The 26,769-nt window shown below is 69.5% G+C and carries 17 protein-coding genes, 1 pseudogene and 1 riboswitch; of the genes and pseudogenes, 5 read left to right on the top strand and 13 right to left on the bottom strand.

Features of this window, described 5'->3' with window-relative positions; all coding sequences use genetic code 11:
- On the bottom strand, positions 1–951 hold the full coding sequence (ltnD, locus tag ACZ67T_RS28680) for an L-threonate dehydrogenase (protein ID WP_469987883.1): 951 nt from the start codon (positions 949–951) through the stop codon (positions 1–3).
- A gap of 759 nt (positions 952–1,710) precedes the next feature.
- Here ltnD and ACZ67T_RS28685 point away from each other — a divergent pair.
- Positions 1,711–1,884: a hypothetical protein gene (locus tag ACZ67T_RS28685; RefSeq protein WP_469987884.1), complete on the top strand. Its 174-nt coding sequence runs from the start codon at positions 1,711–1,713 to the stop codon at positions 1,882–1,884.
- A 228-nt stretch (positions 1,885–2,112) separates the two neighbouring features.
- On the opposite strand, the gene ACZ67T_RS28690 is transcribed toward ACZ67T_RS28685, so the two are convergent.
- A complete protein-coding gene (locus ACZ67T_RS28690; protein WP_469987885.1) occupies positions 2,113–2,547 on the bottom strand; it encodes a DUF7144 family membrane protein in 435 nt (144 codons plus the stop codon).
- Between the two features lie 926 nt (positions 2,548–3,473).
- Here ACZ67T_RS28690 and ACZ67T_RS28695 point away from each other — a divergent pair.
- On the top strand, positions 3,474–4,490 hold the full coding sequence (locus ACZ67T_RS28695) for a LacI family DNA-binding transcriptional regulator (RefSeq protein WP_469987886.1): 1,017 nt from the start codon (positions 3,474–3,476) through the stop codon (positions 4,488–4,490).
- 28 nt (positions 4,491–4,518) lie between these two features.
- Here the strand turns inward: ACZ67T_RS28695 and ACZ67T_RS28700 are convergent, their stop codons facing one another.
- Genes ACZ67T_RS28700 through ACZ67T_RS28725 form a run of 6 tightly spaced genes read right to left on the bottom strand, consistent with a single transcriptional unit; the run spans position 4,519 to position 13,117 of the window.
- Entirely contained in the window at positions 4,519–5,238 is a 720-nt protein-coding gene (locus ACZ67T_RS28700) for a GH12 family glycosyl hydrolase domain-containing protein (RefSeq protein WP_469987887.1), read from the bottom strand.
- 51 nt (positions 5,239–5,289) lie between these two features.
- Complete coding sequence (locus tag ACZ67T_RS28705) at positions 5,290–7,497, bottom strand: glycosyl hydrolase family 95 catalytic domain-containing protein (protein WP_469987888.1); 2,208 nt, start codon at positions 7,495–7,497, stop codon at positions 5,290–5,292.
- On the bottom strand, positions 7,487–9,484 hold the full coding sequence (locus ACZ67T_RS28710) for a beta-galactosidase (protein WP_469987889.1): 1,998 nt from the start codon (positions 9,482–9,484) through the stop codon (positions 7,487–7,489). The genes ACZ67T_RS28705 and ACZ67T_RS28710 overlap by 11 nt, the downstream gene beginning before the upstream one ends.
- The gene (locus ACZ67T_RS28715; protein ID WP_469987890.1) at positions 9,481–10,407 is read right to left on the bottom strand and encodes a carbohydrate ABC transporter permease; all 927 of its coding nucleotides are present in this window, start codon (positions 10,405–10,407) and stop codon (positions 9,481–9,483) included. Before ACZ67T_RS28715 ends, ACZ67T_RS28710 begins: the two co-directional genes overlap by 4 nt.
- Positions 10,404–11,441, bottom strand: coding sequence for an ABC transporter permease (locus ACZ67T_RS28720; RefSeq protein WP_469987891.1), 1,038 nt, complete (start codon positions 11,439–11,441; stop codon positions 10,404–10,406). Before ACZ67T_RS28720 ends, ACZ67T_RS28715 begins: the two co-directional genes overlap by 4 nt.
- Positions 11,441–13,117: an extracellular solute-binding protein gene (locus tag ACZ67T_RS28725; protein WP_469987892.1), complete on the bottom strand. Its 1,677-nt coding sequence runs from the start codon at positions 13,115–13,117 to the stop codon at positions 11,441–11,443. The genes ACZ67T_RS28720 and ACZ67T_RS28725 overlap by 1 nt, the downstream gene beginning before the upstream one ends.
- 209 nt (positions 13,118–13,326) lie before the next feature.
- Between ACZ67T_RS28725 and ACZ67T_RS28730 the strand changes: the two genes are divergently transcribed.
- Together ACZ67T_RS28730 and yicI are read left to right on the top strand one after the other, a co-directional pair.
- Positions 13,327–16,149 carry a glycoside hydrolase family 3 C-terminal domain-containing protein gene (locus ACZ67T_RS28730; RefSeq protein ID WP_469987893.1) on the top strand — a complete coding sequence of 941 codons (2,823 nt, stop codon included), beginning with the start codon at positions 13,327–13,329 and terminating at the stop codon, positions 16,147–16,149.
- The gene (gene yicI, locus ACZ67T_RS28735) at positions 16,146–18,371 is read left to right on the top strand and encodes an alpha-xylosidase (protein ID WP_469987894.1); all 2,226 of its coding nucleotides are present in this window, start codon (positions 16,146–16,148) and stop codon (positions 18,369–18,371) included. The genes ACZ67T_RS28730 and yicI overlap by 4 nt, the downstream gene beginning before the upstream one ends.
- 18 nt (positions 18,372–18,389) lie before the next feature.
- Here the strand turns inward: yicI and ACZ67T_RS28740 are convergent, their stop codons facing one another.
- The 3 genes from ACZ67T_RS28740 to ACZ67T_RS28750 form a co-directional block, all read right to left on the bottom strand.
- Positions 18,390–20,117 carry a cellulase family glycosylhydrolase gene (locus ACZ67T_RS28740; protein ID WP_469987895.1) on the bottom strand — a complete coding sequence of 576 codons (1,728 nt, stop codon included), beginning with the start codon at positions 20,115–20,117 and terminating at the stop codon, positions 18,390–18,392.
- A gap of 26 nt (positions 20,118–20,143) precedes the next feature.
- Positions 20,144–21,643, bottom strand: coding sequence for a glycoside hydrolase family 43 protein (locus ACZ67T_RS28745; protein ID WP_469987896.1), 1,500 nt, complete (start codon positions 21,641–21,643; stop codon positions 20,144–20,146).
- A gap of 224 nt (positions 21,644–21,867) precedes the next feature.
- Entirely contained in the window at positions 21,868–22,611 is a 744-nt protein-coding gene (locus ACZ67T_RS28750) for a transglycosylase SLT domain-containing protein (RefSeq protein ID WP_469987897.1), read from the bottom strand.
- Between the two features lie 2 nt (positions 22,612–22,613).
- A riboswitch (cyclic di-AMP (ydaO/yuaA leader) is annotated at positions 22,614–22,778 on the bottom strand.
- Between the two features lie 1,918 nt (positions 22,779–24,696).
- Here ACZ67T_RS28750 and ACZ67T_RS28755 point away from each other — a divergent pair.
- Complete coding sequence (locus ACZ67T_RS28755) at positions 24,697–25,446, top strand: hypothetical protein (protein ID WP_469987898.1); 750 nt, start codon at positions 24,697–24,699, stop codon at positions 25,444–25,446.
- Positions 25,447–25,576: 130 nt separating this feature from the next.
- On the opposite strand, the pseudogene ACZ67T_RS28760 reads toward ACZ67T_RS28755, so the two are convergent.
- Together ACZ67T_RS28760 and ACZ67T_RS28765 are read right to left on the bottom strand one after the other, a co-directional pair.
- A pseudogene (locus tag ACZ67T_RS28760) lies at positions 25,577–25,782 on the bottom strand (hypothetical protein); the annotation flags it as partial.
- A gap of 125 nt (positions 25,783–25,907) precedes the next feature.
- Positions 25,908–26,519 carry a hypothetical protein gene (locus tag ACZ67T_RS28765; protein ID WP_469987899.1) on the bottom strand — a complete coding sequence of 204 codons (612 nt, stop codon included), beginning with the start codon at positions 26,517–26,519 and terminating at the stop codon, positions 25,908–25,910.
- Positions 26,520–26,769 lie beyond the last annotated feature (250 nt).

Consider the following 26,769-nt stretch of genomic DNA (forward strand, 5'->3'; position numbering starts at 1 on the left):
TCAGTCCTCCTTCTTGGGCTGGTCGGTCGGCTGGGGCTGGTTCGCGGGCTGCGGCAGATCGATGCCGGGGAAGATCTTGATGACCGCGCTGTCGTCCTCACCGCCGAGCCCGGAGGCGGACGCCTGCAGGAACATCTGGTGGGCGGTGGCGGACAGCGGCAGCGGGAACTTCTGCGGCCGGGCCGAATCCAGTACGAGCCCCAGGTCCTTGACGAAGATGTCGACGGCGGACAGCGGCGTGTAGTCGCCCGCCAGTACATGTGCCATACGGTTTTCGAACATCCATGAGTTGCCGGCGCTGTGCGTGATGACCTCGTAGAGCGCCTCGGCCGGAACGCCGGCCTTGATCCCCAGAGCCATCGCCTCGGCCGCCGCGGCGATGTGCACGCCCGCGAGCAGCTGATTCACGATCTTGACTTTCGAGCCGAGACCGGCGTGGTCGCCGAGACGGTACACGGTGGCGCTCATGGCTTCGAGCGCAGGGTCGGCGACGGCGTACGCGGCGGCGCAGCCCGACGTCATCATCGTCAGCTCACCGGCGGCCGCGCGGACGGCCCCGCCGGAGATGGGCGCGTCCAGGTAGAGCACGCCCAACTCGGCCAGGCGCCGCTCCAGGTCGGCCGACCAGTCCGGGTCGACCGTGGAGCACATCACGTAGACGGATCCGGGGCGCAGCCGCTCGGCCGCCGCTCCGTCGCCGAAGAGGACCGACTCGACCTGCGCCGCGTTGACCACGACGCCGATCAGGACGTCCACCTCGGCCGCCAGATCGGCGGGTGAGGCGAACGCCGTCCCACCGTCCCGGGCGAACCCGGCGGCCACCTCCGGCCGCAGGTCGTGGACCCCCACGTGGTGTCCGGCCGTGCGCAGGCTGCGGGCCATGCCGAGGCCCATGGCCCCGAGTCCCACCACGCCCACACGCGGCCGCGCCGGCCGCTGCTGGTCGTTCATGTCCGCCCTCGTCATCGTTGACTCGTCGACTCGTACGTGTCGTTGTGCTGCTCCAGTCGCAAGCAGCGATCGGGTCATATGATGACCTGCGGACATCGCGGAGTACAGAGTGATGCCGGTCACACCCGAAGCGCCGCCCCTGCCGGTACCGGGTTCGGCACCGGCAGGGGCGGCGTGGGCGACGGACGGAGCGGCCGCCGCAGACGGGCCATGCCGTCAGCGGACCCCCCGTACGAACAAAAGGCTGACGGGGCCGATCGGCGAGGCACACGAGCCCGTGACGAACAGGCCGCGCAGCTGTCCCCACCACAACCACCACCGATCGCGAGCAGCAGCGGCGTCAAGGTGGGCAGGGGTGACTGGGTGGGGGAGGGTGTCGGCGCAGTTTCATCAGGCCCAGCTCACGCGCGGCTGCCTCCCCGCGTGTCAGTGCGTCCGCCGCGAGGGCCGGGTCCACACCGCCGCATCTCTCTTGTCCCAGGTCGGCGATGGCGACTGCGATGAAGACGAGCAGGGCGGTGAAGGAGACGCCGAGCAGGAGCAGGAGCAGGAGCAGGAGCAGGAGCAGGAGCAGCCAGATGCCGAGCGGCCTGGCCGAGCGGACGACGAGCGAACGGCTCGCGCCTGCCGAGCCGGTCCGAGGGCCGGTCGCGCGTGGCCTGGCCGATGACAGTGGCGAGCGGGCTGGTCACCGAGGCGACGGCCACGTGACCCACGGCCTTCGGCGGGCTCACCCCCTACCGGAGGGAGCGGATGCGCATGTGTCTCCGCCAGGCCCGGGTGGCCGGCGAGATCACCGTCGGTACGCCGGACGCCCTCGTCGTCAGCGCGCTGCTGACCACGCTCGTCAGACTCCAGACGGCGGCCGTGCCGGCGTACCGGGCCTGTCGGCGGCGCGGCAGAACGGAGATTCTGGACGGGTTGACGGGTTGACGGGTTGGTGGGGGCATGGACGGGGTGTCGGGGGCGGGGACCGGTTCTGCCGCTAACCGGTGAACAGTTCCTCCGGTGTCGTGCAAGTGCCCCCGAGCTGCCGCTCGACCGAACGGCGGCCATGCCCTCTCTGCGTCAGCGTGCCCCGTTGGTCACCTGCCGGATGGCCCGTTCAACGCCGGCGCGTCATCACTCGCCCCGGGCCCGCCGGCACGCCGCCCGCTGAGTTCACCGACCGGCGCCGTTCGTGGGAGAGAACCTGGTCAGCGACCACACGATGAGGAGATCGAGGGCCATGACGGTGATGGACCAAGCGGGGTAGTACGGAATGAACATGAACTGGGTGATCAGGCTGACCGCCGCCACGCTGATGCCGGCCCCGCGCCCCCAGGTCTGGCCGGCCACAACCCCCAGGCCGGCGACGACGAGGGCCACGCCGATCAGAAGATGAAGCCAGCCCCACGCGGTCAGATCAAACCGGTAGGCGTACCGAGACGCCGCGAACACGGTGTCGCCTGCGATGCCGGATGCGCCGAGCAGAATGCTCAGCGGCCCGCTCACCAGCAGGGCCACCCCGGCGAACAGGGTCGCTCCGGTGAGTGTCTCGCTGCCGACGGGTCGCTCCGGTCCTCGCGGACCCTTGTTGGTGGGCGGTGTTGCCATGCCGTGGCCTTCCTGTCCGGCGCGGCGACTGAGGGACGCCGTCCGTGCGAGGCCAGCCGCGCTCCCGTGCCATCTTCACCTCGGCCCTGCGGCGTCGCGACTTCAATGGGCCATGCGCGGGCCTCGGGCTCCTGCCGCCGGTGCTCGGCCTCGGGCGGGAGCCGGGAGCCGGGAGCCGCGACCGGGAGCGGCCAAGGCGGGCGTGCAGGCAGTTCGGGCGCTTCGGCCCCGGCAAATGTGTGGTGGGCCGTGACGACGGAGGTGCTTGCCTCGGCCTTTGCCGGGTATCCCGTGGTGACGACCTGGTTCCGGGTGATTTCCTGGCCATTTCGGATACGGCGTGGAGCGGGCGCGGCCGGGGCGCGATCGACGGCGGGACACGACGGATCGGCGACGGCGCCGACGGCGGAAACTGTTCACCGAGGGCGCCTTCGGCCTGCCCGGCGAGCGCCCCGTCGCGCGGTCGGATGAAATCCCCACCGTGGTGCGGCAGTTGCAGGAGAAGACCGGTGACGGCGACCACGAGGGCGAGTTGATCGCCGCGCGGACCCCGAAGCCCGCCTCCGTACCGGGCGCAGAGCGGACCGTGCCAGTCCTCGTCATCGCCATGGGCCCGCAGGAGCAGCGCGTAACCGACCGCATCGCCGACGGGATCCGGCTCCGAACTCGGCGGCGACGACGCCCGGTTGCGCACTTGGGAGGTGCTGGGCGAACCGGTCCGACTCGCGCCTGCACGACCACGCCACCCGGTCACTATCCTGTGCGGAGCACTTCTGGCAGCTCCACCGTGTCGAAGCGCTTCGACAGACTTATGGACAGGCGACCGTTGATCCCCATAGGGTCGACAGGTCGAACGGTCACGGGCAACCCGCGCCCGTCGAAGCGCTTCGCTTCGGCGTCCCCTCGTCACGGCTCAGGAGAATGACATGGTCACGCTCGCAGAGGTCGCCCGGCACGCCGGAGTCTCCGCCAGCACCGTGAGCTACGTCCTCAGTGGCAAGCGGTCCATCTCCGCGGCCACCCGCGAGCGCGTCGAGAGCAGCGTGCGCACGCTGGGGTACCACCCGAACGCGGGGGCGCGGGCGCTGGCCAGCAGCAGGTCGAACATCATCGCCCTGATGGTGCCGCTGCGCACCGACATGTACGTGCCGGTGATGATGGAGATCGCGATGGCCGTCGCCACCGCCGCCCGCACGCACGGCTACGACATTCTGCTGCTCACCGGCGAGGAGGGCGCCGAAGCGGTGCGGCGCATAGAAGGCAGCGCGCTCGCCGACGCCATGATCGTGATGGACGTCGAGCTGGACGACGAAAGGCTGCCGCTGCTGCGTGCGGCGAACCGGCCCGCCGTCCTCATCGGCCTGCCCTCCGACACCGCCGGACTGAATTGTGTGGACCTCGACTTCGCCGCCGCCGGGGCGGTGTGCGCCGAGCACCTCGCCGACCTCGGGCACCGTGAGATCGCCGTCATCGGCGAGGCCGCCGCCGTGTACGAGCGGCACACCGGATTCGCCGAGCGGACCCTGACGGGCCTGCGGCAGCGCAGCGCCGAGCTGGGCCTGCGGCTGCTCCACCGCCCCTGCGAAGGCAGCTACGCCTCGGTCTCGGCAACGTTGTCGCGGGTCTTCGACGAGCGCCCCGGCACGACCGCGTTCGTCGTGCAGAACGAGGCGGCCACCGACCCGCTGCTCGCCCTGCTGCGCCAGTCGGGCCGCGCCGTCCCCGAGGACGTCTCCGTCGTCGCGGTCTGCCCCGAGCAGGTCGCCGCGCACGCGTCCGTGCCGCTCACCTCGGTCGCAGTGCCCGCGCAGGAGATGGGGCGGCGTGCCGTGGAGCAGGTCATCGCGCAGATCGAGGGGCGCGGTTCGGACGAGGAAGTCGTCCTGATCGCACCGGAGCTGACGGTGCGCGAGAGCGCGGCCCAGGCGCCCGCCGGAGCCTGAGCCGCGCGTCCTTCGGTGTGCGGCGGGATCAGCTGCTGGAGACGTTGAAGCTGTTGGTGGTGAAGTCCAGACCGCCGGCCGACGACGTGATCTCGTAGCCGAACTGCACGTCACCGATGGTCTCGTCGCCCCACCAGCCCTTGGTGTCCTTGATCCACTTGAGGATCGGCAGGATGTTCACCGTGCCGGACGACGAGTCCGAGGTGCGCAGGAACGAATACACCTCGTTGGCCCCGTTGTCGCCCTTGTAGACGGTCCAGGTGTGCCCGCCGAGCGTGACGTTGCCCTGCGAGGTGCCGAGCGGTCCGACGGCACCGTTGTAGTTGACCCAGAGCATGACCTCGTAGTCGTAGTCGGTGTCCCAGATGTCGTACGACGTGTTGTAGGCGCCCGACGACGGCACCGTCACGTTGTAGCTGCTGGTGAGGGAGGACAGTGAACTGATCGACTTGTTCACGACCTTCTTCGCGTTCGGGTAGGACTTGATGCCGCCCGTGTTCGGGTGGTCGGCCCAAACACCCCAGTTCGAGGAGGAGTTGACCCAGATCGTCTGCGCGCCCGCGCCCGAGCCCCAGATGTTGTTGTAGAGGGTGTAGCCGTCCGAGGTGGTGTAGTTGCCCCACTGGTCGGAGGAGGACCAGATCGCCGCCTGTGCGGGGGAGGTGGCGAGGGCGAGCAGTGCGCCGCCCGCGAGGATGGAGCCGAGGAGCGTGCGGCGGCGCAGGGAGTGACGTGCGGTGGGTGCCATGGTGTCCCTTCCATGGTCGAAGGGGCCCGGTGGGGCCCCCGGTGGGGGGAACTACCGCGTTCTCATGGTGAGTTCGCGGTCCTTGCCCGCGGTCAGACGGAGGGTTCCGTCGCTGCCGGCGGGGGTCTTGAGGTCGATGTGTGCGTCACGCTCCGGGCGGACGACGGCCGTGCAGTCGTCGTCCGCCCACGTCAGGTCGACGCGGGCGCCGAACCGGGTACGCAGGCCGCGCACGGCGCCGCGCCGCCAGGCCGGGGGCAGCGCGGGCAGCAGCACGAGGCGGTCCGGTGTGGACTGCGCGAGCGCCTCGGTGAGCAGGGCGGGCAGGGTGTGTGCGGCGTCGGCGTTGTAGACATCGCGGTCCGGGTAGTGCGCGCTCATCAGGGAGTGGTGGAAGTAGTCGCCGGTCAGAACCTGGCGCAGCGCCGTGGCCACCCGGTGCGGGTCGCGCAGTCGGGCCGCGATCAGAGCGTGGTGCAGATGGCCGTGTGCCGAGTGGTTCTCGGCGCCGCGCAGTTCGAGTGCGCGGTGCGCCGCCTTCGCCAGTGCCGGGGTGTCGTAGGGGGTGATGTCGTGGTGCGGCCACACCGGGTAGAGATGGCTGAGGTGCCGGTGGTCGTAGGTGTCTTCCAGGCCGGGCCAGGCCCATTCGGCAAGCGCGCCGTCGGCGTTGACCCGGTAGTCGGGCAGTCGGTCGGCGAGCGCGTTCCAGCGGTCGCCGTCCGTTCCCGGGTGCCAGATGGCGGCGGTGCGCAGGGCGTGCCGGGCCGCCGCGATGTCCATCGTGGCGTTGAGCGTGCCCCAGCTCGCGTTCGCGGGCCGGTTCTCCGGCGAGTACGACGGCACGACCACGAGGCGGCCGTCCGGTCCCGTGCGGATGAGGAAGTCCTCGTAGAACAGGGCGAGTTCGGTGAGGGCGGCGGCCAGCCACGCGGGCCGCTCCCCGGTCGTCTCGGCCTGCTCGACGAGCGGCGTGAGCAGCCAGTCGGCGCCTGCCGTCCACAGGTGCATCGGCCACTCCCGCTGGAAGTGGTACGTGTGCCCCGACTCGCCGTCGGTGTGTGCGGGCGCGACGATGCCCCGCGCCCCGAAGATCTCCCGCGCGTTGTCCCGCCAGTCGGCCAGCTGTCCTTGGATCAAGGCACCTTGCGCCCGGGTCACCTCGGGCAGGTCGCAGGCCGCCGCGGACGCCGTCTGGAGATTGAGGTTGGCGTCCGTGGTGAACGCCCCCGACCAAGCCGTGCCCCACTCGCCGGTCCACAGCCCGGTGAGCCGCGGCGGCAGTGCGCCGGACGCGCTCAGCAGGTGGTAGCGGCCCGCCGCGAACAGCCGCTCCAGGAGGGCCGGGCTGTCGCTCCGTTCGAGCAACTCCGAGCCGGGCAGGCCGCGTTCGGAGCGTGGCGTGTCGAGGGTGAACGTGACCCGTTCATAAGCGGCGCGGTGCGGGGCCTCGTGCCGGGCGAGCAGGGTCTCGTAGGTCTCGTCCAGGTCCGCGCCCGCGAGTGAGGCGAGCGCCGCCGCCTCGGTGCCCGCGTTCAGTTCCCCGAGATGCCGCCGCACCCGCGTGAGCAGCAGCAGCCCCTCGGCACCCTCGATTCTCAGCCCCGCGCTGCCCACCGAGCGCCGCCCGCCGTGTACCAGCGCGACCGTCACCCCGGTGTACGCCAGATCGCTGTCCGGGTAGCGGCAGCGCAGTGTCAGCTGGGCGCCCTGGGGGGTCAGGACGACGCTGCGGCCGACCCCGAGCCCGCCCGGCACACCGGCGAGGCGCGGGTCCAGGGACACCTCGCCGTCGAGCCCGGGCCCGGTGACGTACTGCACGACGACATCGTCGGCCCGCGACACGAACACCCGCCCGCGCCAGCCGCTGCACTGCGCCTCGGCCACCCCCGTCGCGAAGTCGACCGCGCGCCGGTAGCCGCGCCACACCACGCTGTCCCGCACGAACCGCACTTGGAACGCCGGATGGAACGCCTGCACCCAGCGCAGCGCACGGCCGTCCGTGAAGTGCTCGGCCGCCGTGAGGTCGCCCGCCAGCAACCTGTCCTGGATGTGAGGGAGATGGGCGGCGATGGCGGGTGGCCGCGGGCGAGGTGCGCCGTCCGGGCGGACCAGCGTGTGATGGGTGACGACCACCCGGTCGTCGTGCGGGTCGCCGAACACAAGCGCGCCGTGGGTGCCGTTGCCGCTGAGGAAGGCGTCCTCCCAGCGCGTGGCCGGCGCCGGTTCCCAGGTGCCGTGCGGATGGTCAGGCAGCACTGTGCCCCCGCGTAGTCGTCCCGGAAGCGAGAACCGCGACACCGAACCGCCCGAGAGCCACGGAGCGGGAGTGCTCGGCTCCCGTCAGCAGATCCCGGTACGTCGTGTCGTCCGGCAATGCGACGGTCACCTCTTCCCGTCCATGGTGCAGCAGGAACAGCAGGTCGCCGCGGCGTACGGCCTCCACACCTGCGGGGAGGCCCGGCAGCGGAGGCCGTACGCCCGCCTCGGCCGCCACGTCCGCGAGCAGTGAGCGCAGCGCCGGAGGCTCGGGGAGAGTCGACAGGTACCGGGCCCGGTCGCGCCGCAGCACGGCCGGCAGCCCGTCGAGCTCGCCACCGCGGTACACGGCACTGACCTCCGTGCCGGGTTCGGCCGTCAGCTCCTCGGACCACAGGGTGCCGGTGAACTCCGCGCAGTCCACGGTCTCGTCGGGATCGAGCGGCCACCACTCGTGCACCGTCCGGATCCCGAACAGCGCGCGCAGCCGCGCGTCCATACCGCCGGGCCGCACCCGGTCGTCCGCGTCGGCGACCCCGGTGAAGAACCCGGACACGAGCGTGCCACCGCCGCGTCCATAGGCCACGAGATTGTCGATCGCCGCGTCCGTGAGCAGGTACAGGTGCGGCACGACGACCAACTTGTAGGCGGACAGGTCGTGTTCGGGGTGCGCGAAGTCGGTGGCGAGATGTGCCTCCCACAGGGCACGGTGCCAGGCCCGCACCACGTCCTCGTAGGCGACGTGGGCCGATGGCCTGCCGTCCTGGCAGCCGGCCCACCAGGAGTGCCAGTCGTGCAGTACGGCGACATCGGCGGTGATATGAGTACCCGCGACCTGCGATCCAAGCTCCGCCAGTTCCGCACCGATCTGCTTCACCTCGGCGAACGCGCGGCCCTCCTCTCCCGCGTGTCCGACCATCCCCGAGTGGAACTTCTCGGCGCCCTGCCGGGACTGCCGCCACTGGAAGTAGCAGACGGCGTCGGCGCCGCGCGCCACCGTCTGCAGCGACCAGAGCCGGTTGAGACCGCGCGGCTTGGGGTGGTTCACGCCGCGCCAGTTGACCGGCCCCGCCGCCTGCTCCATCACCATCCAGGGGCCGCGTGCCTGGCTGCGCGTCATATCGGCGATCATCGCGTTGTACTGACCGCCCAGCGGGTCCCGCGGATCCGGGTACACGTCGACCGACACCACGTCCTCCCGCTCCGCCCACGCCCACGCGTCCTGGCCGATCCAGAACGGCATGAAGTTGGTGGTGACCGGGACGTCGGCGGGGGAGTGGCGTCGGACGATGTCCCGCTCGGCCGTGTAGCACTCCAGGAGCGCGTCCGAGGTGAAGCGGCGGAAGTCGAGGACCTGCGCCGGATTGTGCAGGTACTGGGCGCGGCGCGGCGGGATCACATCCGTCCACGTCTCCAGGTGCTGACTCCAAAAGGCTGTGCCCCAGGCCTCGTTGAGGGCGTCGAGGGTGCCGTACTTCGTGCGCAGCCAGTCGCGGAAGGCGCGTGCCGCCTCGTCGCCGTAGTCGAACGTGCAGTACTCGTTGTTGATGTGCCACATCCGCAGGGCGGGATGGTGGCCGTAGCGGATCGCGAGGTCCTCGGTGATCGCGGCGGCGTAGTGGCGGTACGCGCTGGAGGAGTGCGCGAACTGCTGGCGCGAGCCCCACCAGACGGTCTGCCCGTTCTCGTCGCGGGGCAGCGTCTCCGGGTGCAGCCGCCCCAGCCACGGCGGTGGCGACGCGGTCGGCGTCGCCAGGACGACACCGATGCCGTGCGAGTGCATCAGGTCCAAAAGCCGGTCCAGCCAGCCGAACTCCCTTGCCCCTGGGCTCGGTTCGAGCTTCGCCCAGGAGAAGACGCCGAGCGTCACCGAGGTGACACCGGCCTCCTTCATCAGACGGACGTCGTCGGCCCATACCTCCTCGGGCCACTGTTCCGGGTTGTAGTCGCCCCCGTACAGCAAGCGGCCGCCGTGCGCGATCGTCACCCCTTCACCGCCCCCGTGAGCATGCCTTTCTTGAAGTGGCGCTGGACGAACGGTGAGGCGATCGCGACCGGGATGAGCGCGAGCACCATGACGGCCATCTGCAGCCCGAGCGGGGAGAGCTCACCCGTGCGGACCGCTTGCTGCAGGCCGGTCGGCGCCTCGGTGTGTTTCTGGACCAGCTGGATGAGGACGTTCTGCAGCGGCATCATCTTCTGGTCGGTGAGGTAGATGGAGGCGTTGAACCAGGCGCTCCAGTACCCGACCGCGTAGAACAGGGAGATCACGGCGAGCACGGCCCGCGACAGCGGCATGATGATGGTGAGCAGGATGCGCAGGTCGCTCGCTCCGTCGATGCGGGCGGACTCGGTGAGTTCGGGGGAGATCCCCATGAAGAACCCGCGCAGCACCAGAATGTTGAAGACGCTGACGGCACTCGGCAGGATCAGCGACAGATAGGTGTCCGTCAGACCGAGCGACTGCACCAGCAGATACGTCGGGATGAGTCCCGCCCCGAAGAACATGGTCGCCATCAGGATCATCAGGATGAGCCGGTGCCCGAGACTCCCCGGCCGCGACAGGCCGTAGGCCGCGAGGACCGAGACCGACATCGAGAACAGGGTGCCGACGATGGTGACGCCGAACGACACCATGAGGGCCCGGCTCACCTGCCCGGCGCCGAGCAGCTCCGTGTAGTTGACGAAGGTGATCCCCTCGGGGACGACGACGAGACCGCCGGCGCGGTCGATCACGGGCTTCGGGGAGAGGCTGGTGACGATCACGATCCACAGAGGGGCGAGCACCCCGAGGCAGCACAGGGCGAGGAAGCCGCCCTTCATGGTGAGCCCGGTCCTGCTCGGCGCCTCTTCCCACGCGGGGCGAGGCGGCGCCTGCAAGCTGCGGATCAGCTGCGTGTTGAGGCTCATTTCCGGTACACCCCCTGCTCACCGAGCAGATGAGCGAACTTGTTCGCACCGAGCACCAGACAGATGCCGATGACACCCTTGATCAGTCCGACCGCGGCCGCGTAACTGAAGTCGCCGAACTGGATACCGACGTTCCACACGTAGGTGTCCAGGACCTCGCTGGCTCCCAGGCCGACCGCGTCGCGCTGGAGCAGGAACTGCTCGAAGCCGACGGAGAGCGCGTCGCCCACCCGCAGGACCAGCAGAAGCGCGATCACCGGGCGCAGCGCGGGCAGCGTCACGTGCCACGTGCGGCGCCAGCGCCCCGCGCCGTCCATGGCGGCGGCCTCGTACAGGTCGGTGGAGACGGCGGCGAGCGCGGCGAGGAAAACGATGATCCCCCAGCCCGCGTCCTTCCACACGGACTGTGCGGTCACCAGGAACTTGAACAGGGACGCGTTCGTCATCAGGTCGAAGCCGCCCCAGCCGTGCCGCTCCATGGTCTGCGCGATGATGCCCGCGCCACCGAAGATCTGCTGGAAGACGGTGACGACGAGGACCCACGAGAAGAAGTGCGGCAGATACATGATCGCCTGTGCCACGGCCCGCACCCGGGGCCGGATCACGCTGTTGATGAGCAGCGCGAGGGCGATGGGGATCGGGAAGAACAGCACCAGCTGGAGCAGGAACAGCACGATGGTGTTCTTCACCGCGGTCCAGAACTGCGGGTCGTCGAGCATGCGGGAGAACTGCTCGATGCCGACCCAGGGGCTGTGGAAGATCGCGGTGATGCCGTTGCTGGAGGCATACGGATCGTAGTCCTGGAAGGCGACCACGTTGCCGAGCAGCGGTACGTAGTTGAAGAGCAGGAGCAGTCCGATGGCGGGTAGCGTCATCAGGATGAGGGCGCGGTCGCGGCGCAGCCGGACCCGCCAGTGGACCTTGCCGGCCGCGCGCTTTCTGGGAGCTGCCTTCGGGGCGAGGGCGGCCGCCGGTTCCCCGACGGCCGCCGCGGGACGTGCCCCGTCGGGCCTGCTACCGGCCGTGAGAGACATCAGTTGCCGCTGCCGTTCTTTTCGATGAGCGTCTTGTACCAGTCGCGCAGCTTCTCGCCGCCGCCGGACTTCCAGGTGGAGATGGCCTGCTGCAGGTCGGACAGCTTCTTGTTGCCGCGCACGTAGTCGATCTCCAGCTGCTCGAACGGCGAGCCCAGGTTCGCGTAGCGGGACGGTTCGACGATGTTCATGCCGTACGTGGAGCTCTTCTTCGTGAACACCCCCATCCGCTGCTCCCACTCCACCTGCTTGCGGGTGACGTCGGGGAGGTCGGGGTGGGCCAGGTAGGGCGCGGGGGCCGCGAGCATCACCCAGGCGTTGATGGCCTCCTGGTTGCCCTGGTCCGTCTTGACGGGCAGGCCGTCCTTGACCGTGTAGTGGGTACCTTCGACGCCGTAGTCGACGAGCATCCGCTCCTTCGTGCCGTAGGGCGCCGCCGCGAAGTTGGCGGCGGCCAGGGCATTCTCGACCGTGGTCTTCGAGGCGCCCTTGCGGATGAACGACCAGATCGTGGCCGGCTGGCTCGCGTACAGCGTCGGGTCGCCGCCGTCGGGTCCGAAGATGTCGATGGCCTCGCAGACGAAGTCCGGGTTGGCCTTGGCCTGTTCGGCGCTCTTCACGTACCAGTTGGAGATGTCGTTGTTGTAGACGAGGATCTGGCCCGCGGTGAAGCGCTGGCCGGCGTCGCCCGTGCGGGCCTTGTCGTCGGGGTGCACGACGCCCGCGTCGAACAGCTTGCGGGTCCACTCCAGCGCTTCCAGGTATTCGGGCTGCTCGATGCGGTACGTCAGCTTGCCGTCGTCCCCGATGTTCCAGCCGAGCGGCCCCGAGGCGCGGACGCCGAAGATGTTGAAGGCGGTCCAGGACATGTCGCCGCAGGCGTACACCTTGGCCTTCGCGCTCGTGGCGTCCTTGGCCCAACTGAGGAACTCGTCGGGCGACTTGGGGACGTCGTAACCCTTCTTGTCGAAGAGGTCCTTGCGGTAGTAGGGCACGATGAAGGTGGCCCTGGCGGACGGCATCGGGATGCCGCGCAGGTCACCGCCGAAGATGCTCATGCGCCAGGAGTCCGAGGGGATCGCGGCGAGGTTCGGGTACTTCTTGACCTTGTCGCCGGCCAGGTACGGGCCGAGGTCCATGAACTTCGCCGCGACCGCGTTCGGGATCTTGCCGGTCAGCTCCCAGCTCGGCACCACCACCATGTCGGGTATGGAGCTGCTCGCGAGGACGGCGCCGAGCTTCTGCCCGTAGGTGTTGCCGTCCTGGTTCTGCCAGGTGACCTTGGTGCCCGCCGCCTTGTCGACCGCCTTGTAGTAGGCGCAGTCGCCCTTCGGTGCCGTGCCCCAGAGCGGGGACATGATCTTGATGGGCGCGCCGGTGCCGAGCTTGTCCGGTGCCGAGGCGACCAGCGCCGACAGGGCCACCTTCCCGGTGTAACCGGATGCCGAGCCGTTCTTCGACGGCACGTCGGGGTTGGCGAACTTGCTGGCGACGAAAGCCGGCAGCAACTTGTCGGCGGCCTTCCCGGAGGTCGTGCCTTCCCGGTCCTTGGTCTCCGACCCGCCGCACGCGGCGAGCAGCGGCATCCCGCCGGCCACCGCTGCGGCGGCCACGGCGGTGGAGGCGAGGAAACTTCTCCGGCTGGGAGCGGAGGCGGAGGGCGAGTTCGGCGTCATTGCGGTAACCCTTCGGGGAACGCGTCGCGCATTTGTCGAAGCGCTTCGATGTTGCAGCGAGGCTAAGGGAGCGCTTCCACGGTCACAAGAGCGGTGCACGGAATTCCTGAACGTACTTTCCCTGTCGGCCACTTGACACCTGCCAACCTGACTACGGAGCATCGAAGCGCTTCGAAGATTCGCTGACCTCTTCGCCAAGGGACCCGCACGTGACCGAAAGACACCCACTCCACCCGGACCCGGCACCGCCCACGGGCAAGCGCGTCGACGACCTGCTGTCCCGGCTCACGCTCGACGAACGCATCGCGCTGCTGCACCAGTTCACGCCGGGTGTGGAGCGGGTCGGCCTCGCCGCGTTCCGCACCGGGCAGGAGGCGCTGCACGGCGTCGCGTGGATGGGCCCGGCCACCGTCTTCCCGCAGTCCGTCGGCCTCGGCGCGACCTGGAACGACGACCTGGTGCGGCGGATCGGTGACGCCGTCTCCGCCGAGGTCCGTGCGATGCGCGAGCGCGACGACCGGATCGGCCTCAACATCTGGGCGCCCACGGTCAATCTGCTCCGCCACCCGCTGTGGGGCCGGAACGAGGAGGGCTACTCCGAGGACCCGCACCTCACCGCCGCCATCGCCACCGCCTACACGCGCGGCCTGCGCGGCACCCACCCCACGTACTGGCGGACCGCCCCCGTCCTCAAGCACTGGCTCGCCCACAACAACGAGACGCACAGGGACACGTCGAACTCCTCCGTGCGTCCCCGCGTCCTGCACGAGTACGATTTCAAGGCCTTCCGCGCCCCGGTCGAGGCGGGCGCCGTCGCCGGCGTCATGCCCGCTTACAACCTGGTCAACGGCCGCCCCAACCACGTATCGCCCTATCTGCGCGAGCAGTTGCGGACCTGGACCGGCCAGGAACTCCTCGTCTGCTCGGACGCGGGCGCGCCCAGCAACCTCGTCGACTCCGAGCACTACTTCGACACCCACGAGGAGGCCACCGCCGCCGCCCTCGTCGCGGGCGTCGACAGCTTCACCGACCACGGCACCGACTCCTCGACGATCACGGGGCGGATCCGCCGCGCCCTCGACCAGGGCCTGATCTCCGCGTCGGACATCGACACCGCGGTGCGCCGGCAGCTCGATGTGCGGCTGCGCCTGGGCGAGTTCGAGGACCGTGACCCCTTCGAAGGCGCCGGGGCATTCGACACGGAGGAACACCGCGCCCTCGCGCAGGAGGCCGCCGAGCAGGCGGTCGTGCTGCTCAAGAACGACGATCTGCTCCCGCTGCCCGACACCGCCCGCATCGCCCTGGTCGGCCTGCTCGCCGACGAGTGCAAGACGGACTGGTACAGCGGCACCCTCATCCACCGCTCCACCCCGCTCGACGGCCTCCGCGAGCGGTTCGGCACCGAGCACGTCGTCTTCGCGGAGGGCGTGGACCGGGTGCGGCTGCGGTGCGAGGCAGGATGGCTGTACGTGCCCGAGAGCGAGGCCGACGCGAGCGTGCGTGGTGCCGAGGGCGCTCTCGACCCCGCCCTCCTGGCCGGCCGTACCGATCTCCCGCCGCTCACCACCGCCACCGAATCGGGCACCGAGCTCGCCCTCGTCGACTGGGGGAACGACGTCCTCACCCTGCGCGCGCCCGACGGCCGCTATCTGTCCGTCGCCGAGGACGGCTTCGTGCGGGCGTCCGCCGAGCAGCCCGGCGGCTGGGTCGTCCAGGAGACGTACACCCTGGAACGGCACGCGAACGCCCACCTCCTGAGGCACACGGGCACGGGCCGGTACGTCGCTGTCGACGCCGACGGCGTGAAGGTTGCCGAGCAGGGCACGGTTTTCGAGGTGGAGTACGTGGAGCGCGGCACGGACGCCGTGGCGCGGGCAGCCGCCGACGCCGACGTGGTGATCGTCGTCGCGGGCAACGACCCGCACATCAACGGCCGCGAGACCGAGGACCGCACGACGCTCGCCCTCCCCGGCCACCAGGACCGGCTGTGGCGAGCGGCCCGCGCCGCCAACCCGAACACGGCCCTGGCCCTGATCGGCGCCTACCCCTACGCCGTGCCCGACGCGGACACCGACCTCCCCGCCCTCCTCTGGACCGCCCACGGCGGACAGGCCGCGGGCCGTGCCCTCGCCCGGGTCCTGGCGGGCGACGTGAGCCCCGCCGGACGCCTCCCGCAGACCTGGTACGCCGCCGACAGTGACCTCCCCGACCTGCTCGACTACGACGTCATCGGCTCCCGGCAGACCTACCTCTACTTCGAAGGCACACCGCTCTACCCCTTCGGACACGGTCTGTCCTACGCCTCGTTCGACTACGACGGACTCTTCGTGCACCGCGGCGCGGACACACTCGAGTGCACCTTCACCGTCACCAACTCCGGCACCGTCCCGGCCGACGAGGTCCCGCAGCTCTACGTCCGCCCGCTCGGCATGCCCGTGCCGCGCCCGCGCCGCCAGCTCCTCGCTCACCGCCGCATCGCCCTCGCGCCGGGGGCGTCGGAGCGCGTCACGTTCTCCGTGCCCGTCGCCGACCTCGGCCACTGGGACCTAGCCCGCGGCCGCTGGAGCGTCACCTCGGGCACGTACGAACTCCTCGCCGGCACCTCCAGCGAGGACATCCGCCTGACCGCGCGCCTGACCCTCGACGGCGACGAGCCCGTGCCCCGGCCTGCGCTCGTCGACGGCCTGGACGCGGCTGCGTACGACGAACAGCGCGGCACGGCGATCGTCGACCGCACGAAGACGTCCGGCGACGCCGTCACCGCGACCGGGCCCGACGCCGAACTCCTCTACAGCTCCTGCGACCTGGGCGCCGACGGAGTCCGTGCTGTGCGCTTGACGGTCGCGGGCGCGGGCACCGTCGCGATCGGGGACGGCGGCGCGGTCACCGTCCCGGCAACCGGTGGCCCGTACGACTACGTCACGCTGGACACCGATTTCACCGCCCGCGGAGTATGTGACCTGCGCGTGCGGCTCGGCGGCCAGGTCCGTCTGGCCCGGCTCACCTTCATCCCACGGGGGACCACCGTATGAAGTTCACCGACGGTTTCTGGCTGATGCGCGAAGGGGTCCACGCCGCGTACGCCACCGAGGTCCGCCAGATCCTGGCCGCCGACGACCGGTTCACCGCGTACGCCGCCGTCCGGCACGTCCGCGACCGCGGCGACACTCTCAACCAGCCTCTGATCACCATCGACTGCTTCTCCCCCGCCGAGGGGGTCATCGGCGTCCGCTTCACCCACCACGCGGGCAAGCGGCACCGGGGTCCCGACTTCGAGCTGCTGCCCTCCGAAGGCGGCGCCGGCGCCCAGGTGACCCGCGAAGGCACGGTCACCGAGCTGACGACGGGCCCGCTCACCGTCCGCCTGGACACGGCAGGGGAGTGGGGCCTGGAGTTCCTCGACTCCTCAACCGGACGTCGACTGACGGCTGTCGAACGCAAGGGCACCGCCTTCGCCACCACCCCCGACGGCGCCCACCACATGGTCGCCCAGCTCGCGCTCGGCGTCGGAGAGCACATCTACGGCCTCGGCGAACGCTTCACCCCGTTCGTGAAGAACGGCCAGACGGTGGACATCTGGCAGGCCGACGGCGGCACCAGCAGCGAGCAGGCCTACAAGAACGTCCCGTTCCACCTCTCCTCACGCGGCTATGGCGTCCTCGTCAACCACCCCGGGAAGGTCGGCTACGAGATCGGCACGGAGTCCGTCGGCCAGCTCCAGTTCAGCGTCGAGGACCAGTCGATCGAGTTCTACGTCGTCGCGGGCCCGACCCCGAAGGACGTGCTGCGCCGCTACACCGCGCTCACCGGCCGCCCCGCCCTCCCTCCGGCCTGGTCGTTCGGTCTGTGGCTCACCACCTCCTTCTGCACCGAGTACGACGAGGAGACGGTCACGTCGTTCGTCGACGGCATGGCCGAGCGCGACATCCCGCTGACCGTCTTCCACTTCGACTGCTTCTGGATGCGCGAGTACCAGTGGTCCGACTTCACCTGGGACCCGGACGTCTTCCCCGATCCGGTCGGCATGCTGCGCCGCCTCAAGGCGCGCGGCCTGCGCATCAGCATGTGGATCAACCCGTACATCGCCCAGAAGTCCCCACTCTTCGGTGAAGCCAGTGAGCTGGGCCACCTGGTCCGCAAGCCGAACGGCGACGTCTGGCAGTGGGACCTGTGGCAGCCCGGCATGGCGCTCGTCGACTTCACCGACCCGGGCGCGCGCGAGTGGTACGCGGGCAAGCTGCGCGGCCTGCTCGACATGGGCGTCGACAGCTTCAAGACGGACTTCGGCGAGCGCGTTCCGACCGACGTCGTCTGGCACGACGGCTCCGACCCCGAGCGCATGCACAACTACTACGCGCACCTGTACAACCGCACTGTCTTCGAACTGCTGGAGAAGGAGCGCGGCAGCGGAGAGGCCGTCGTCTTCGCCCGTTCGGCGACGGCCGGCGGCCAGCAGTTCCCGGTGCACTGGGGCGGTGACTGTTTCGCCTCGTTCACGGCGATGGCGGAGTCGCTGCGCGGCGGCCTCTCCCTGTCCCTGTCGGGCTTCGGCTTCTGGTCGCACGACATCGGCGGCTTCGAGGGCACCCCCGACCCGGCCGTCTTCAAGCGCTGGCTCGCCTTCGGCCTGCTCTCCTCGCACAGCCGTCTGCACGGCAACGTCTCGTACCGCGTGCCCTGGGCATTCGGCGAGGAAGCGGTGGACGTGGCACGGAAGTTCACGCGTCTCAAGCACCGCCTCATGCCGTACCTGTACGGGGCGGCGGTCGAGGCGCACCGCACGGGCGTCCCCGTGATGCGTCCGATGCTGCTCGACTTCCCGGACGACCCCACGTGCCGGGTGCTGGACCGCCAGTACATGCTCGGCCCCGACCTGCTCGTCGCGCCGGTGTTCTCGGCGGACGGCGACGTCGAGTTCTATCTGCCCGAGGGCACGTGGACGCGGCTGCTCACGGGGGAGCGGGTCGAGGGCGGGCGCTGGCTGCACGAGACCCACGGCTTCGACAGCCTTCCGCTGTTCGTCCGCCCCGGCGCGGTGCTCCCGCTCGGCGCGGACGAACAGCGCCCCGACGGCAACTGGACCGACGGCGTCACCCTGCTCGTCGCGCCGGGCGCTCGGGATGTGACCGTGACGGTGCCGGACCACGACGGGAGCCCCGCCGCCGCGTACCGGGTGCGCCGGGACGCCGTCGACGGGGCGGTCACGGTGGAGGTGACGGGAACACAACTCCCATATGAGGTAAGGGAGTTGTAGTCCGTTCGGCGTGCCCGGTCAGGAGACGGCGGTGCCCGTCACCGTGTCTCCCGACCGCGTCACCTGGTAGGTGACGGTGGCGCCGCTCCAGAAATGGAAGGTGAGCGTCACCGGCACACCGTCCTTGACGGAGTTCAGGAAGTCGGCGGTGAGCCTGAGCGTGCCGCCGTCGTAGTCCGGGGCGAACGAGGTGCCGAACTGCTGGTACGGAGTCCAGTCGGCCGGACCGGCGTTGGTACCGTCGGCGTACTTCGCCTCCGTGGTCGCCAGGGAGTCGCCCCGGAACTGGCTGGGGACCGCGAAGGACCCGGTCGTCCCCGTCGCGTCCGCGAGGAGCGGCGGATCGTACGTCGTCACGTCGATCCGCCACGGCACTCCGGACGAGAACCGGGCCTGAAGCGTCGTGTTCACCCCGTAGGCGCGGTCTCCCGTGAGCCGCGTCAGAGCGGCGGCCGTCAGCGTGAGCCGGTCTTGGGACACGGTGTAGTCGGCGCCCTGGGCGAGCTTCCTGTCACCCTGCCAAAGGCCCTTGAAGGACGTTCCGTTGAGGTTCAGCGTGAGTGACTGATCGGTGACCGGGTCGGCCTTGCGGACGTACACCTTGTCGGACGAAGCGGTGCCCGAGCGCGTCGTCCAGCTCGACTTGACGAGAGCGAAGAGTCCGGGGTCGCGCCATCGCAGCGTCTCGCGGTTCAGCAGCGAGAACGGGTCCCACAGTGCGGTGGTGACGCCGTTGACGCGGGCCGTGTGACCGAGCGCCTCGAAGTACTTCAGGGCCTCGCCGCGCTCGACGTAGTCCTGATGCGTGTAGTCCGGGTAGCTCAGGAGCCCGTACTCGCCGAGGTACACCGGGATGCCCTTGGCGACGAACGTGTCGTGCATGCGCGAGAAGGCGTCGGTCATGTCCTGCTGGACGGTGGCGTCGAAGCGGGTGTAGCCGGCGATGTTCACGCTGAACGGCCAGAAGCTGTAGTAGTGCACGGTCGCGACCAAGTCGGGGTCGTCGAGCCCGTCGATGGTGGCTGCCAGGTCGTCCATGAGGGTCTGGTCCGGGGTGGCGCCGACCGTGGGCAGGACGAGGAGGCGCTGCGCGTTCGCGCCGCCCGACGCGCGCACGATGCTGTGGAACGAGGTGTTGAGCTCGTCGACCAGCTCCATCTTCCGGGCGTCGTCGGCGTTGTCGAAGGCTGGTTCGTTGACGCTCTCGAAGAGCAGCGTGCGCGGTTCGTCCTTGAACGCGGTGGCGATCTGCTGCCAGGTCGCGTTGTAGCGGGCGAGCACCTGGTCGTGGTCGGTGGCCATCTTGTTGATCCACTGCCAGGAGTCGTGGTGCACGTTCAGGACGACGCGCAGACCGTCGGCCTGCGCCCAGTCGACCACCTGTCGAACCCGGCTCAGGAACGCGCCGTCGATCGTGTAAGGCGCCTGTGCCGACTGGTGGTTGCCCCAGGTGACGGGGATGCGCACGCTGCGGAAGCCCTGGCTCTTGACGGTGTCGAAGAGCGCCTTGGTGACCGGCGGGTTGCCCCAGGAGGTCTCATCGGGGATGGCGTCGAGGGTGTTGCCCAGGTTCCAACTGGGCTTCATGGCGGCGATGGTGTCCATGGCGGAGGCGGTGGTGGCGGGAGCGGGGCGGGCGGCTGCCACAGCCCCGGTCCGGGAGGTGCCGACGGTGGCGAGTAAGGCCATGAAGAGGCCCGCCAGCCATACGACGCGGCGCTGGCGGCTGCTCCGTGCTTGTCTCATACGGGGTCCCTTTTCAGCGGCTGAGTTCAGTGGGTCAGCGGTCGAGTTCCGATGGCGAGCGGCTCGTAGCGGAACCAGTCGAAGTGGGCGGTGCCGGTGGCGGCGTACAGGCCGATGACGCGGCCGGTGAACCCGCCGGCCACCTCGGTCGACAGATAGCGGCCGTCGAGGGCCGCGAGGGCGGTGAACGTGCCGTCGGGCTCCTCGACGCCGAACGCGAGCGTGTCGGGGCCGGTACGCGCGTCGCGCGGGCAGTCCGTCGGGATCACGTCGACGCCGAGCACGAGCGGTCCGTCGGCCGTCACCCGGGGTGTGGAGGTGACCACGGTGCGCAGCGGTCCGACGCGGGCGATCACCCGCACTTCGGCGGCGTCGGCCTCGATCTCGTAGTGGTGCAGCTCGTCGAGCCGGACCGCGAGGCCACCGGTGCCCTCGGCCGGGTCGAGGTGGGCGCGGACGCGGCAGGAGAGGTGCTGCTGCCGGTGCCCGACGAAGGTGACATCGGCGGCGTCAAGACCGTTGCCGAGGGCGTGAAGGGTCAGCCTGCCCGGGCGCTCTTTCGTGGTGCAGTGCCGCGGGGAGCGGTGGCGGAGCGAGATCCAGGAGGGCTGCAGATCGGCGTCGTCGAAGTCGTCCGTGAAGGGATCGGCGGGGCCGGGCGCGGGCCCGGCCGTCGCCGGCGGGCCGACGACCGGCCAGCCGTCCTCCCAGGTGACCGGCGCGAGGAAGGTCTCGCGGCCGAGCACGTGCCAGCCGGGAGTGCCGCCGCGCGGCCGCACCCCGAGGAACACCATCCACCACGTGCCGTCGGGCGCTTGCACCAGATCGGCGTGGCCGGTGTTCTGGACGGGCTCGTCGGTGCTGCGGTGGGTCAGGATCGGATTGGCCGGGCAAGGTTCGAAGGGGCCGGTGGGCGCGGGGCCGCGGGCCACGGAGACGGCATGCCCGCGCTCGGTGCCACCCTCGGCGATCAGCAGGTACCAGTGCTCGCCGACGTGGTACAGGTGCGGCGCCTCCGGGGCCTTGGCGCCCGGCGTGCCGGACCACAGCTGGCGCGGTTCGCCGAAGGTCTCGCCGGTGTACGGGTCGATGCGGACCTGGGAGATCCCGGCGACCGTGACCCAGCACGCGCCGTCCTCGTCCCAGGCGAGATCCGGGTCGATGCCGGGGACGCCGGGCAGCGGGACCGGGTCCGACCAGGGGCCCGCCGGGTCGGTCGCGGAGACGAGCAGATTGCCGCCGCCCGAGCTCACATTGGTGACGACCAGCCAGAAGCGGCCGTCGTGGTGGCGCAGCGTCGGCGCGTAGATCCCGGCGGAGGAGGGTGTGTCCCAGGGCAGCCGCAACTGGCCGGGCCGGTCGAGGACGTTGCCGATCTGCCGCCAGTGCAGCAGGTCGCGACTGTGGAAGAGCGGCACCCCGGGCACGTACTCGAAGCTCGAGCACGCGAGGTAGTAGTCGTCGCCGACGCGGCAGACGCTGGGGTCCGGGTGGAACCCGGGGATGACCGGGTGTGGGTCTGCCATGCTGTCTCTCTCCGTGTCGAAGCGCTTCGATTCGCGGGGAGGATATGCACGGGGGTGATGGCGCGCAAGAGGTTGGACAGGACGCAGAAGGGCCCTGAAGTCCCTACATGCTTACGGGACTTCAGGGCCAGGACATCATCGATGCGCTTCAACTGGCAGTGGCCGGGCTTCCGTTCAGCCTGGTCTGCCTGCGACGACTGCGAGCCTCAGTGTGGAACCGGCTGTCAGTACGCGCCGTTCACGTTGTCGATCGAGCCGTACTTGTCGGCCGCGTAGTTGCAGGCGGCGGTGATGTTGGCGACCGGGTCGTAGCTGTCCATGGACGTGCCGGGCACGTGGTACGCCTTGAACGTGGGGTCGATGACCTGCAGGAGACCCTTGGACGGGGTTCCTGCGACAGCGTTGGAGTCCCAGTTGTTGATGGCCAGCGGGTTGCCGGAGGACTCGCGCATGACGTTGCGGTGGATGCCCTCGTAGGTGCCGGGAATGCTGTGCTTGGCCATGATGTCCAGCGATTCCTTGATCCAGCCGTCGAGGTCGTTGGTGTACGACTTCTTCGCCGGGGCGGCCGGGAGCGCGGTCCGGGTCTCGGAGCGGTCGGCCCGCTCGGCGGACGCCCTGGTGGCTGCCGTGGGCTCGGCCGCGCTCTTCTTGCCGAGCGTGAGCTTGACGCCGGGGTGGATCAGCGCCGGGTTGTCACCGACGGTGGCTCGGTTGTCCTGGTACAGCTGCTTCCAGCCGCCGCTCACCGAGTGCTCGCGGGCGATCTTGACGAGGGAGTCGCCGGCGACGACGACGTACGTCGTGGGGGCCGCGGCGGTCTTGGCAGCCGGGGTGGCCTGCGCTGCGCCGGCGCTGGTCGCGCCGAGCACCGGGAGAGCGAGCACGGCAGCGCCGGTGCCTGCGGCGGCGATGCCGCGGCTGAGCGAGATGGACTTGGGGCGGCGGTGCTGTCCCTTTGAGGGCATGTCGAGTTCCTCTCCGTCGCCTACGAGGTGAGCTGTCGGGTTCGGACGGGAGATGTCCGGTCGCACTGCGAATGCGACTTCACCCCGAGCCGTTCCGGAAACCGGATCGGCGGCTTACCTGGGTCCCCCGCTCCTGCCGTGCGTTACCGAGTGAGTGGGAGGGATTCCGGACAGCGGCAGGATTCGGCGTTCCATCCGGATTGACGGTGACATTAGGCGAGAAAGCGCGGACAGAACAAGACCAGAATTCCCGATCGCGAAATGTGGGAGCCCTTCTCCGGCGATCAGAACCCTCCACTCTCTTTGATCGAAAACCCCAACCTTCCTTGTGCAGAAGGGAAGTGGGCTCAGCCGATCTTCGGGGCCCGCGTCCTTCCATGTGACACGGTTCACTGAATGTGATGCGGGTTGGAATGCCGGTCGATGGCGTAGCGGAGTGCGATATTTCGCCTGAATATCTAGCGAGATAGGCGGATCCCCTCGTATAGCACTAATAATGCAAAAAGGTATTTTTCATTGCAAAAATGGACATACCGCCCTGTCGCTTTCAGTGACTAAGGGGGTGTATCGCCATCAATGTCGGCCCGGTCACACGGGCCGACACGCGTCCCCGCTGCACGATTCAGGAGCCGATGTCGATCGGGATGCTGCCTGGACGTGGACCTGTGCGGTTCGCCTGAGGGGTCGACTGAGGTGAGGCCGGCGGCCGTCAGCGGAGTGCGCTTCCCGCCGGCCTGCTGGGTTCGCGGGATACCCGGGGCGGAATAGGTGAGGACTCTGATGCTGCATCCGGAAAATTCTCCGGTTCAGGATGTGTGTGATCTTAGAAGACGGTCCATATGTGATGGAGATTCAGTTGTCGATTGTCGCTGGTGTGTCAGTGAAGCTATCGGCTCGGGCCGGAAGGGGGCTGCTCAAATCCTCTGCCGACTACGGTTTTCCGGGCAGGTATCTCTCTGTGGGGGAGGCCTGTTCAATGCTGGGCCTCGGTGGTCGCTGCAGTGATGAACGGGAACCCCGCAGGCACCCGCGCCGGGTCGCATTCGAACCGAAGGTCCGCCGCGAAGAAGCGCAGGAATGGGGGTAGTTACTCGGTCGCACGGAACATGACGGCAACGTCGGAGTTGCGGCCTGCGGGACTTGGCGAATCAACGGGAAAGGCATGCACCGCGCCATGCCCAACTGCACGACCTCAACCTCGGCTTTGCCGAACAAGGCATCCGCACCAGCGGATATTGCAGCCTTCATTCGAGTGGAGGCGTGCTGGACGCGAGCGCGAACCTGCTTATGGGGGCGGGGCGTTCGTGCTGCTCGGCAGGTACGCCACGTTGTGGTGAGCCGTGGGAGGGGCCGCTTCGCCGGGTCCGGTTGTGCGGTGGGCTGACGGGACGCGGGCGATGGTCTCGGGGTGTGCGGGCGTTCGCGGTGTGCACGGCATCTGATCGACGCCGGGGCGAGATGGTCCGTGTCCCCCTGGGTGCCGCTAGCGGTGTTCGGGACTTTGGTGGTCGTGGCGGCAGCCGGCGTTCCAGGCGGTGCGTCGGCTGCCGTAGGCGGGGATGCCACCGACCGGCTGATCGACGTGCGGGGCCCCAGTGTCAGGCGGTGGACTGCCTGCGACCTCGATGATTGATTCTGATTGGAGTCGCATGTTTACGAGCATGTGTTGACACGCCTCGGGCGGGGCGCCATAGTCTTCCGCAGGCAATTGGGCTGCAGGGTTGTGACGATCGAAGACCGTGCCACTGGTGCGACAGGTGTCGCTGCAGTGCCCCTTCGGGCGCAAGTGGCGGCACGCTGTACTGGGATCAATGTTGTCAGGTGCATGCAGATAATCGCCGGTGGCCTTCCCCTCGCTCCACGTCGATTGGAGAGGACTCGGCACTGGGGCACCGGTGCCCGGAACGTGCGTAGAACCGGGAAAAAGGGGTGAGCGTCGGCCCAGGGGTTGGGGCGGCAGAGCCGCCTCAGTCGTATCGCGGACACCGCGGCGAAGTCGTCACGGCCTGCAGCACTCATGCGAGAAGGCGGTGCCCAGACGTTCACAGCCCTGCTCACCTTCAACACCCCCTTGAGGAGCATCAGATGAAACGAGCGTTGACACGCGTGGCGGTGGGAGCCCTCGCCGCACTCGTCCCGTTCATCGCGGCACCTGGCGCACGGGCGCAGACCTTCGGTGGGAACGAACTACTGTCGTGGACGGTGAGCGGGGCTCCCAGCGAGGGACTGACATCCCTCAACTTCCCGATCACCGTGAACACCGGCACCGCCCATGTATCCGGGACCTACTTCGCGATGCAGTACGGGTTCGCCGGACAGAGTGACATCGGGTACGCGGGACTGCAGCCGCGGCCGGATGCGAACGGGCACCAGCGCCTGCGCGGGGTGTTCTCCTCCTTCATCAGCGGCACGACAAGCACCCACGCCAACTGTTCGGACGGCGCTGACGGCGGCGCCGGCGTCAGCTGCGGAGTGGACTTCGACGCCGTGTACGGCCACACCTTCCGCGTCGAGATCGCCCGGGTCGGCACGGACACCTGGTCGGGCACCGTCGTCGACACCGACAACGGACAGCGGATCCCCGTCGGCACCTACAAGTTGCCCGCCGGCTCCGGCAACCTGAAGGCCTCCCAGGCGGGATTTATCGAGTACTACGACGTGCCCAGCTGTGCCCAGCAGCCGCGGTACGACGTCACGTTCGGCGCACCGACGTCCGGATCCCTGGCCGGATCGACCAAGTGGGTCAAGGAATATGGAGAGTGCGCCGGGTACGGCAGCACCCAAGTGTCCACGGTCGGCGCAGGTGTGCGCGTGACTCGCGGTAGTGCGGGTTAGCGCGCCAGGGGCAGTGCTCTGGTGTGGGCCCCCGTCCGAGACCTCGCACCTGGAGGAACGCGGTACTGGCTGCCTCCTCGCGGTGGCCCGCACTCGATGAAGGCACCACTCACACAGGGAAGTCGGCGCGCTCGTCGGCGAGCTGGGGCCAGGGCAGGGAGGAGGTCGGGTACTTCGCCGCCACATCGGCGGGCGCGAGCGGTGCCTGTGAGTGAGCGGCTCGCGCGGCTTCGGGGTGTCGGGCACGTGGGTCGGGAGAGGGGGCACGCCGGTGAGGCTGATGCAGCGCCCGGCCCTGGAGGCGGCACGGATCTCGCCGGCCGGTGTTTCGCCCATGGGATCGGCATCTCCGCTCTCCGCGTCCGGAGCCTCCGGAGCGGCGGTCCGACGCCAGCCGGACGAGGCCGCCGTCGCCGGCCCGATTCCGGCGGGCCGGCGATTCCCGTGTTGGGGCGGTGGCGTCACCACTCGTCGTGGTAGCCGATCACCCGGAAACTGCCCACGACCCCGTCGTCGACGAAGACGCCTCCCTGGCCGGGCCCTCGGTCGGTCCGGGGCGCGACACCATAGGTAGAGCCGTAGGGACCGACCGTAGCCACAGGCGAACCGTTGTCGCAGTTGAACCCGCGGTAGACCTCAACAGTCTTGTTGCTGTCGTTGTCGATGCTGAAACTGGTAGAGCCCAGCCCACTGGCAGCGGGGATACAGCCCTCCGTATGGGCGGAGTATGTCCGTTCGTTGAAGTGGATTTGTCCCTCCCGCTTGCCGCCGTAACCACGGTCCTCGTGGCCACGGCCCTTGTCCCCCCGGCCCTCGTCCCCTCGGCCGTCAGTGCTGTCGGTGCCGACGGGAGCCGCCGCGGGGGCGGCCTGCTTGGCGGGCGCGGCGGCCCGCTTTGCCGGCGGTGCGGCCTGCTTTGCCGGCGGTGCGGCCTGCTTTGCCGGCGGTGCGGCCTGCTTTGCCGGCGGGGCGGCCTGGGTCGATTCGGATTGCGCGGCATAGGTGATGCCGGCGGTGGTGAGGACCGCTGCGCCTACCATCGCAGCGGATACGGCGAAGATTCGCGTGGGCATGTCACTCCTCCCTGTCTCAGAGACGCCAGCTGGACAGCCGACATGCAACGAACGTAATAATCTGCTCATCCGCTGTCATTTCAGGACAACTCAAGGTGTGACATCAGGCTGCTGATCGAGTGGAGTCCCCGCATTCAGCGCATATCTCGGAGCATTCTGATGCAGCGCCAGAATCCGGGGCCGACGAGGCCGCAGTGCGGCCGGTGATCACAGCGGTCCGGCCCGGCTGCTGCACCTCTGGAGGCAGTCG

This window comes from Streptomyces sp. NPDC107517, from assembly GCF_055582645.1.

What these genes read in the sequence shown, in the direction of transcription:
- ACZ67T_RS28715 (WP_469987890.1), bottom strand. Translation starts at nt 10,407, where the DNA reads ATGAGCCTCAACACGCAGCTGATCCGCAGCTTGCAGGCGCCGCCTCGC.
- ACZ67T_RS28740 (WP_469987895.1), bottom strand. Translation starts at nt 20,117, where the DNA reads ATGAGACAAGCACGGAGCAGCCGCCAGCGCCGCGTCGTATGGCTGGCG.
- ACZ67T_RS28720 (WP_469987891.1), bottom strand. Translation starts at nt 11,441, where the DNA reads ATGTCTCTCACGGCCGGTAGCAGGCCCGACGGGGCACGTCCCGCGGCG.
- ACZ67T_RS28695 (WP_469987886.1), top strand. Translation starts at nt 3,474, where the DNA reads ATGGTCACGCTCGCAGAGGTCGCCCGGCACGCCGGAGTCTCCGCCAGC.
- ACZ67T_RS28755 (WP_469987898.1), top strand. Translation starts at nt 24,697, where the DNA reads ATGAAACGAGCGTTGACACGCGTGGCGGTGGGAGCCCTCGCCGCACTC.
- ACZ67T_RS28690 (WP_469987885.1), bottom strand. Translation starts at nt 2,547, where the DNA reads ATGGCAACACCGCCCACCAACAAGGGTCCGCGAGGACCGGAGCGACCC.
- ACZ67T_RS28725 (WP_469987892.1), bottom strand. Translation starts at nt 13,117, where the DNA reads ATGACGCCGAACTCGCCCTCCGCCTCCGCTCCCAGCCGGAGAAGTTTC.
- ltnD (WP_469987883.1), bottom strand. Translation starts at nt 951, where the DNA reads ATGAACGACCAGCAGCGGCCGGCGCGGCCGCGTGTGGGCGTGGTGGGA.
- ACZ67T_RS28700 (WP_469987887.1), bottom strand. Translation starts at nt 5,238, where the DNA reads ATGGCACCCACCGCACGTCACTCCCTGCGCCGCCGCACGCTCCTCGGC.
- ACZ67T_RS28750 (WP_469987897.1), bottom strand. Translation starts at nt 22,611, where the DNA reads ATGCCCTCAAAGGGACAGCACCGCCGCCCCAAGTCCATCTCGCTCAGC.
- ACZ67T_RS28765 (WP_469987899.1), bottom strand. Translation starts at nt 26,519, where the DNA reads ATGCCCACGCGAATCTTCGCCGTATCCGCTGCGATGGTAGGCGCAGCG.
- ACZ67T_RS28745 (WP_469987896.1), bottom strand. Translation starts at nt 21,643, where the DNA reads ATGGCAGACCCACACCCGGTCATCCCCGGGTTCCACCCGGACCCCAGC.
- yicI (WP_469987894.1), top strand. Translation starts at nt 16,146, where the DNA reads ATGAAGTTCACCGACGGTTTCTGGCTGATGCGCGAAGGGGTCCACGCC.
- ACZ67T_RS28685 (WP_469987884.1), top strand. Translation starts at nt 1,711, where the DNA reads ATGTGTCTCCGCCAGGCCCGGGTGGCCGGCGAGATCACCGTCGGTACG.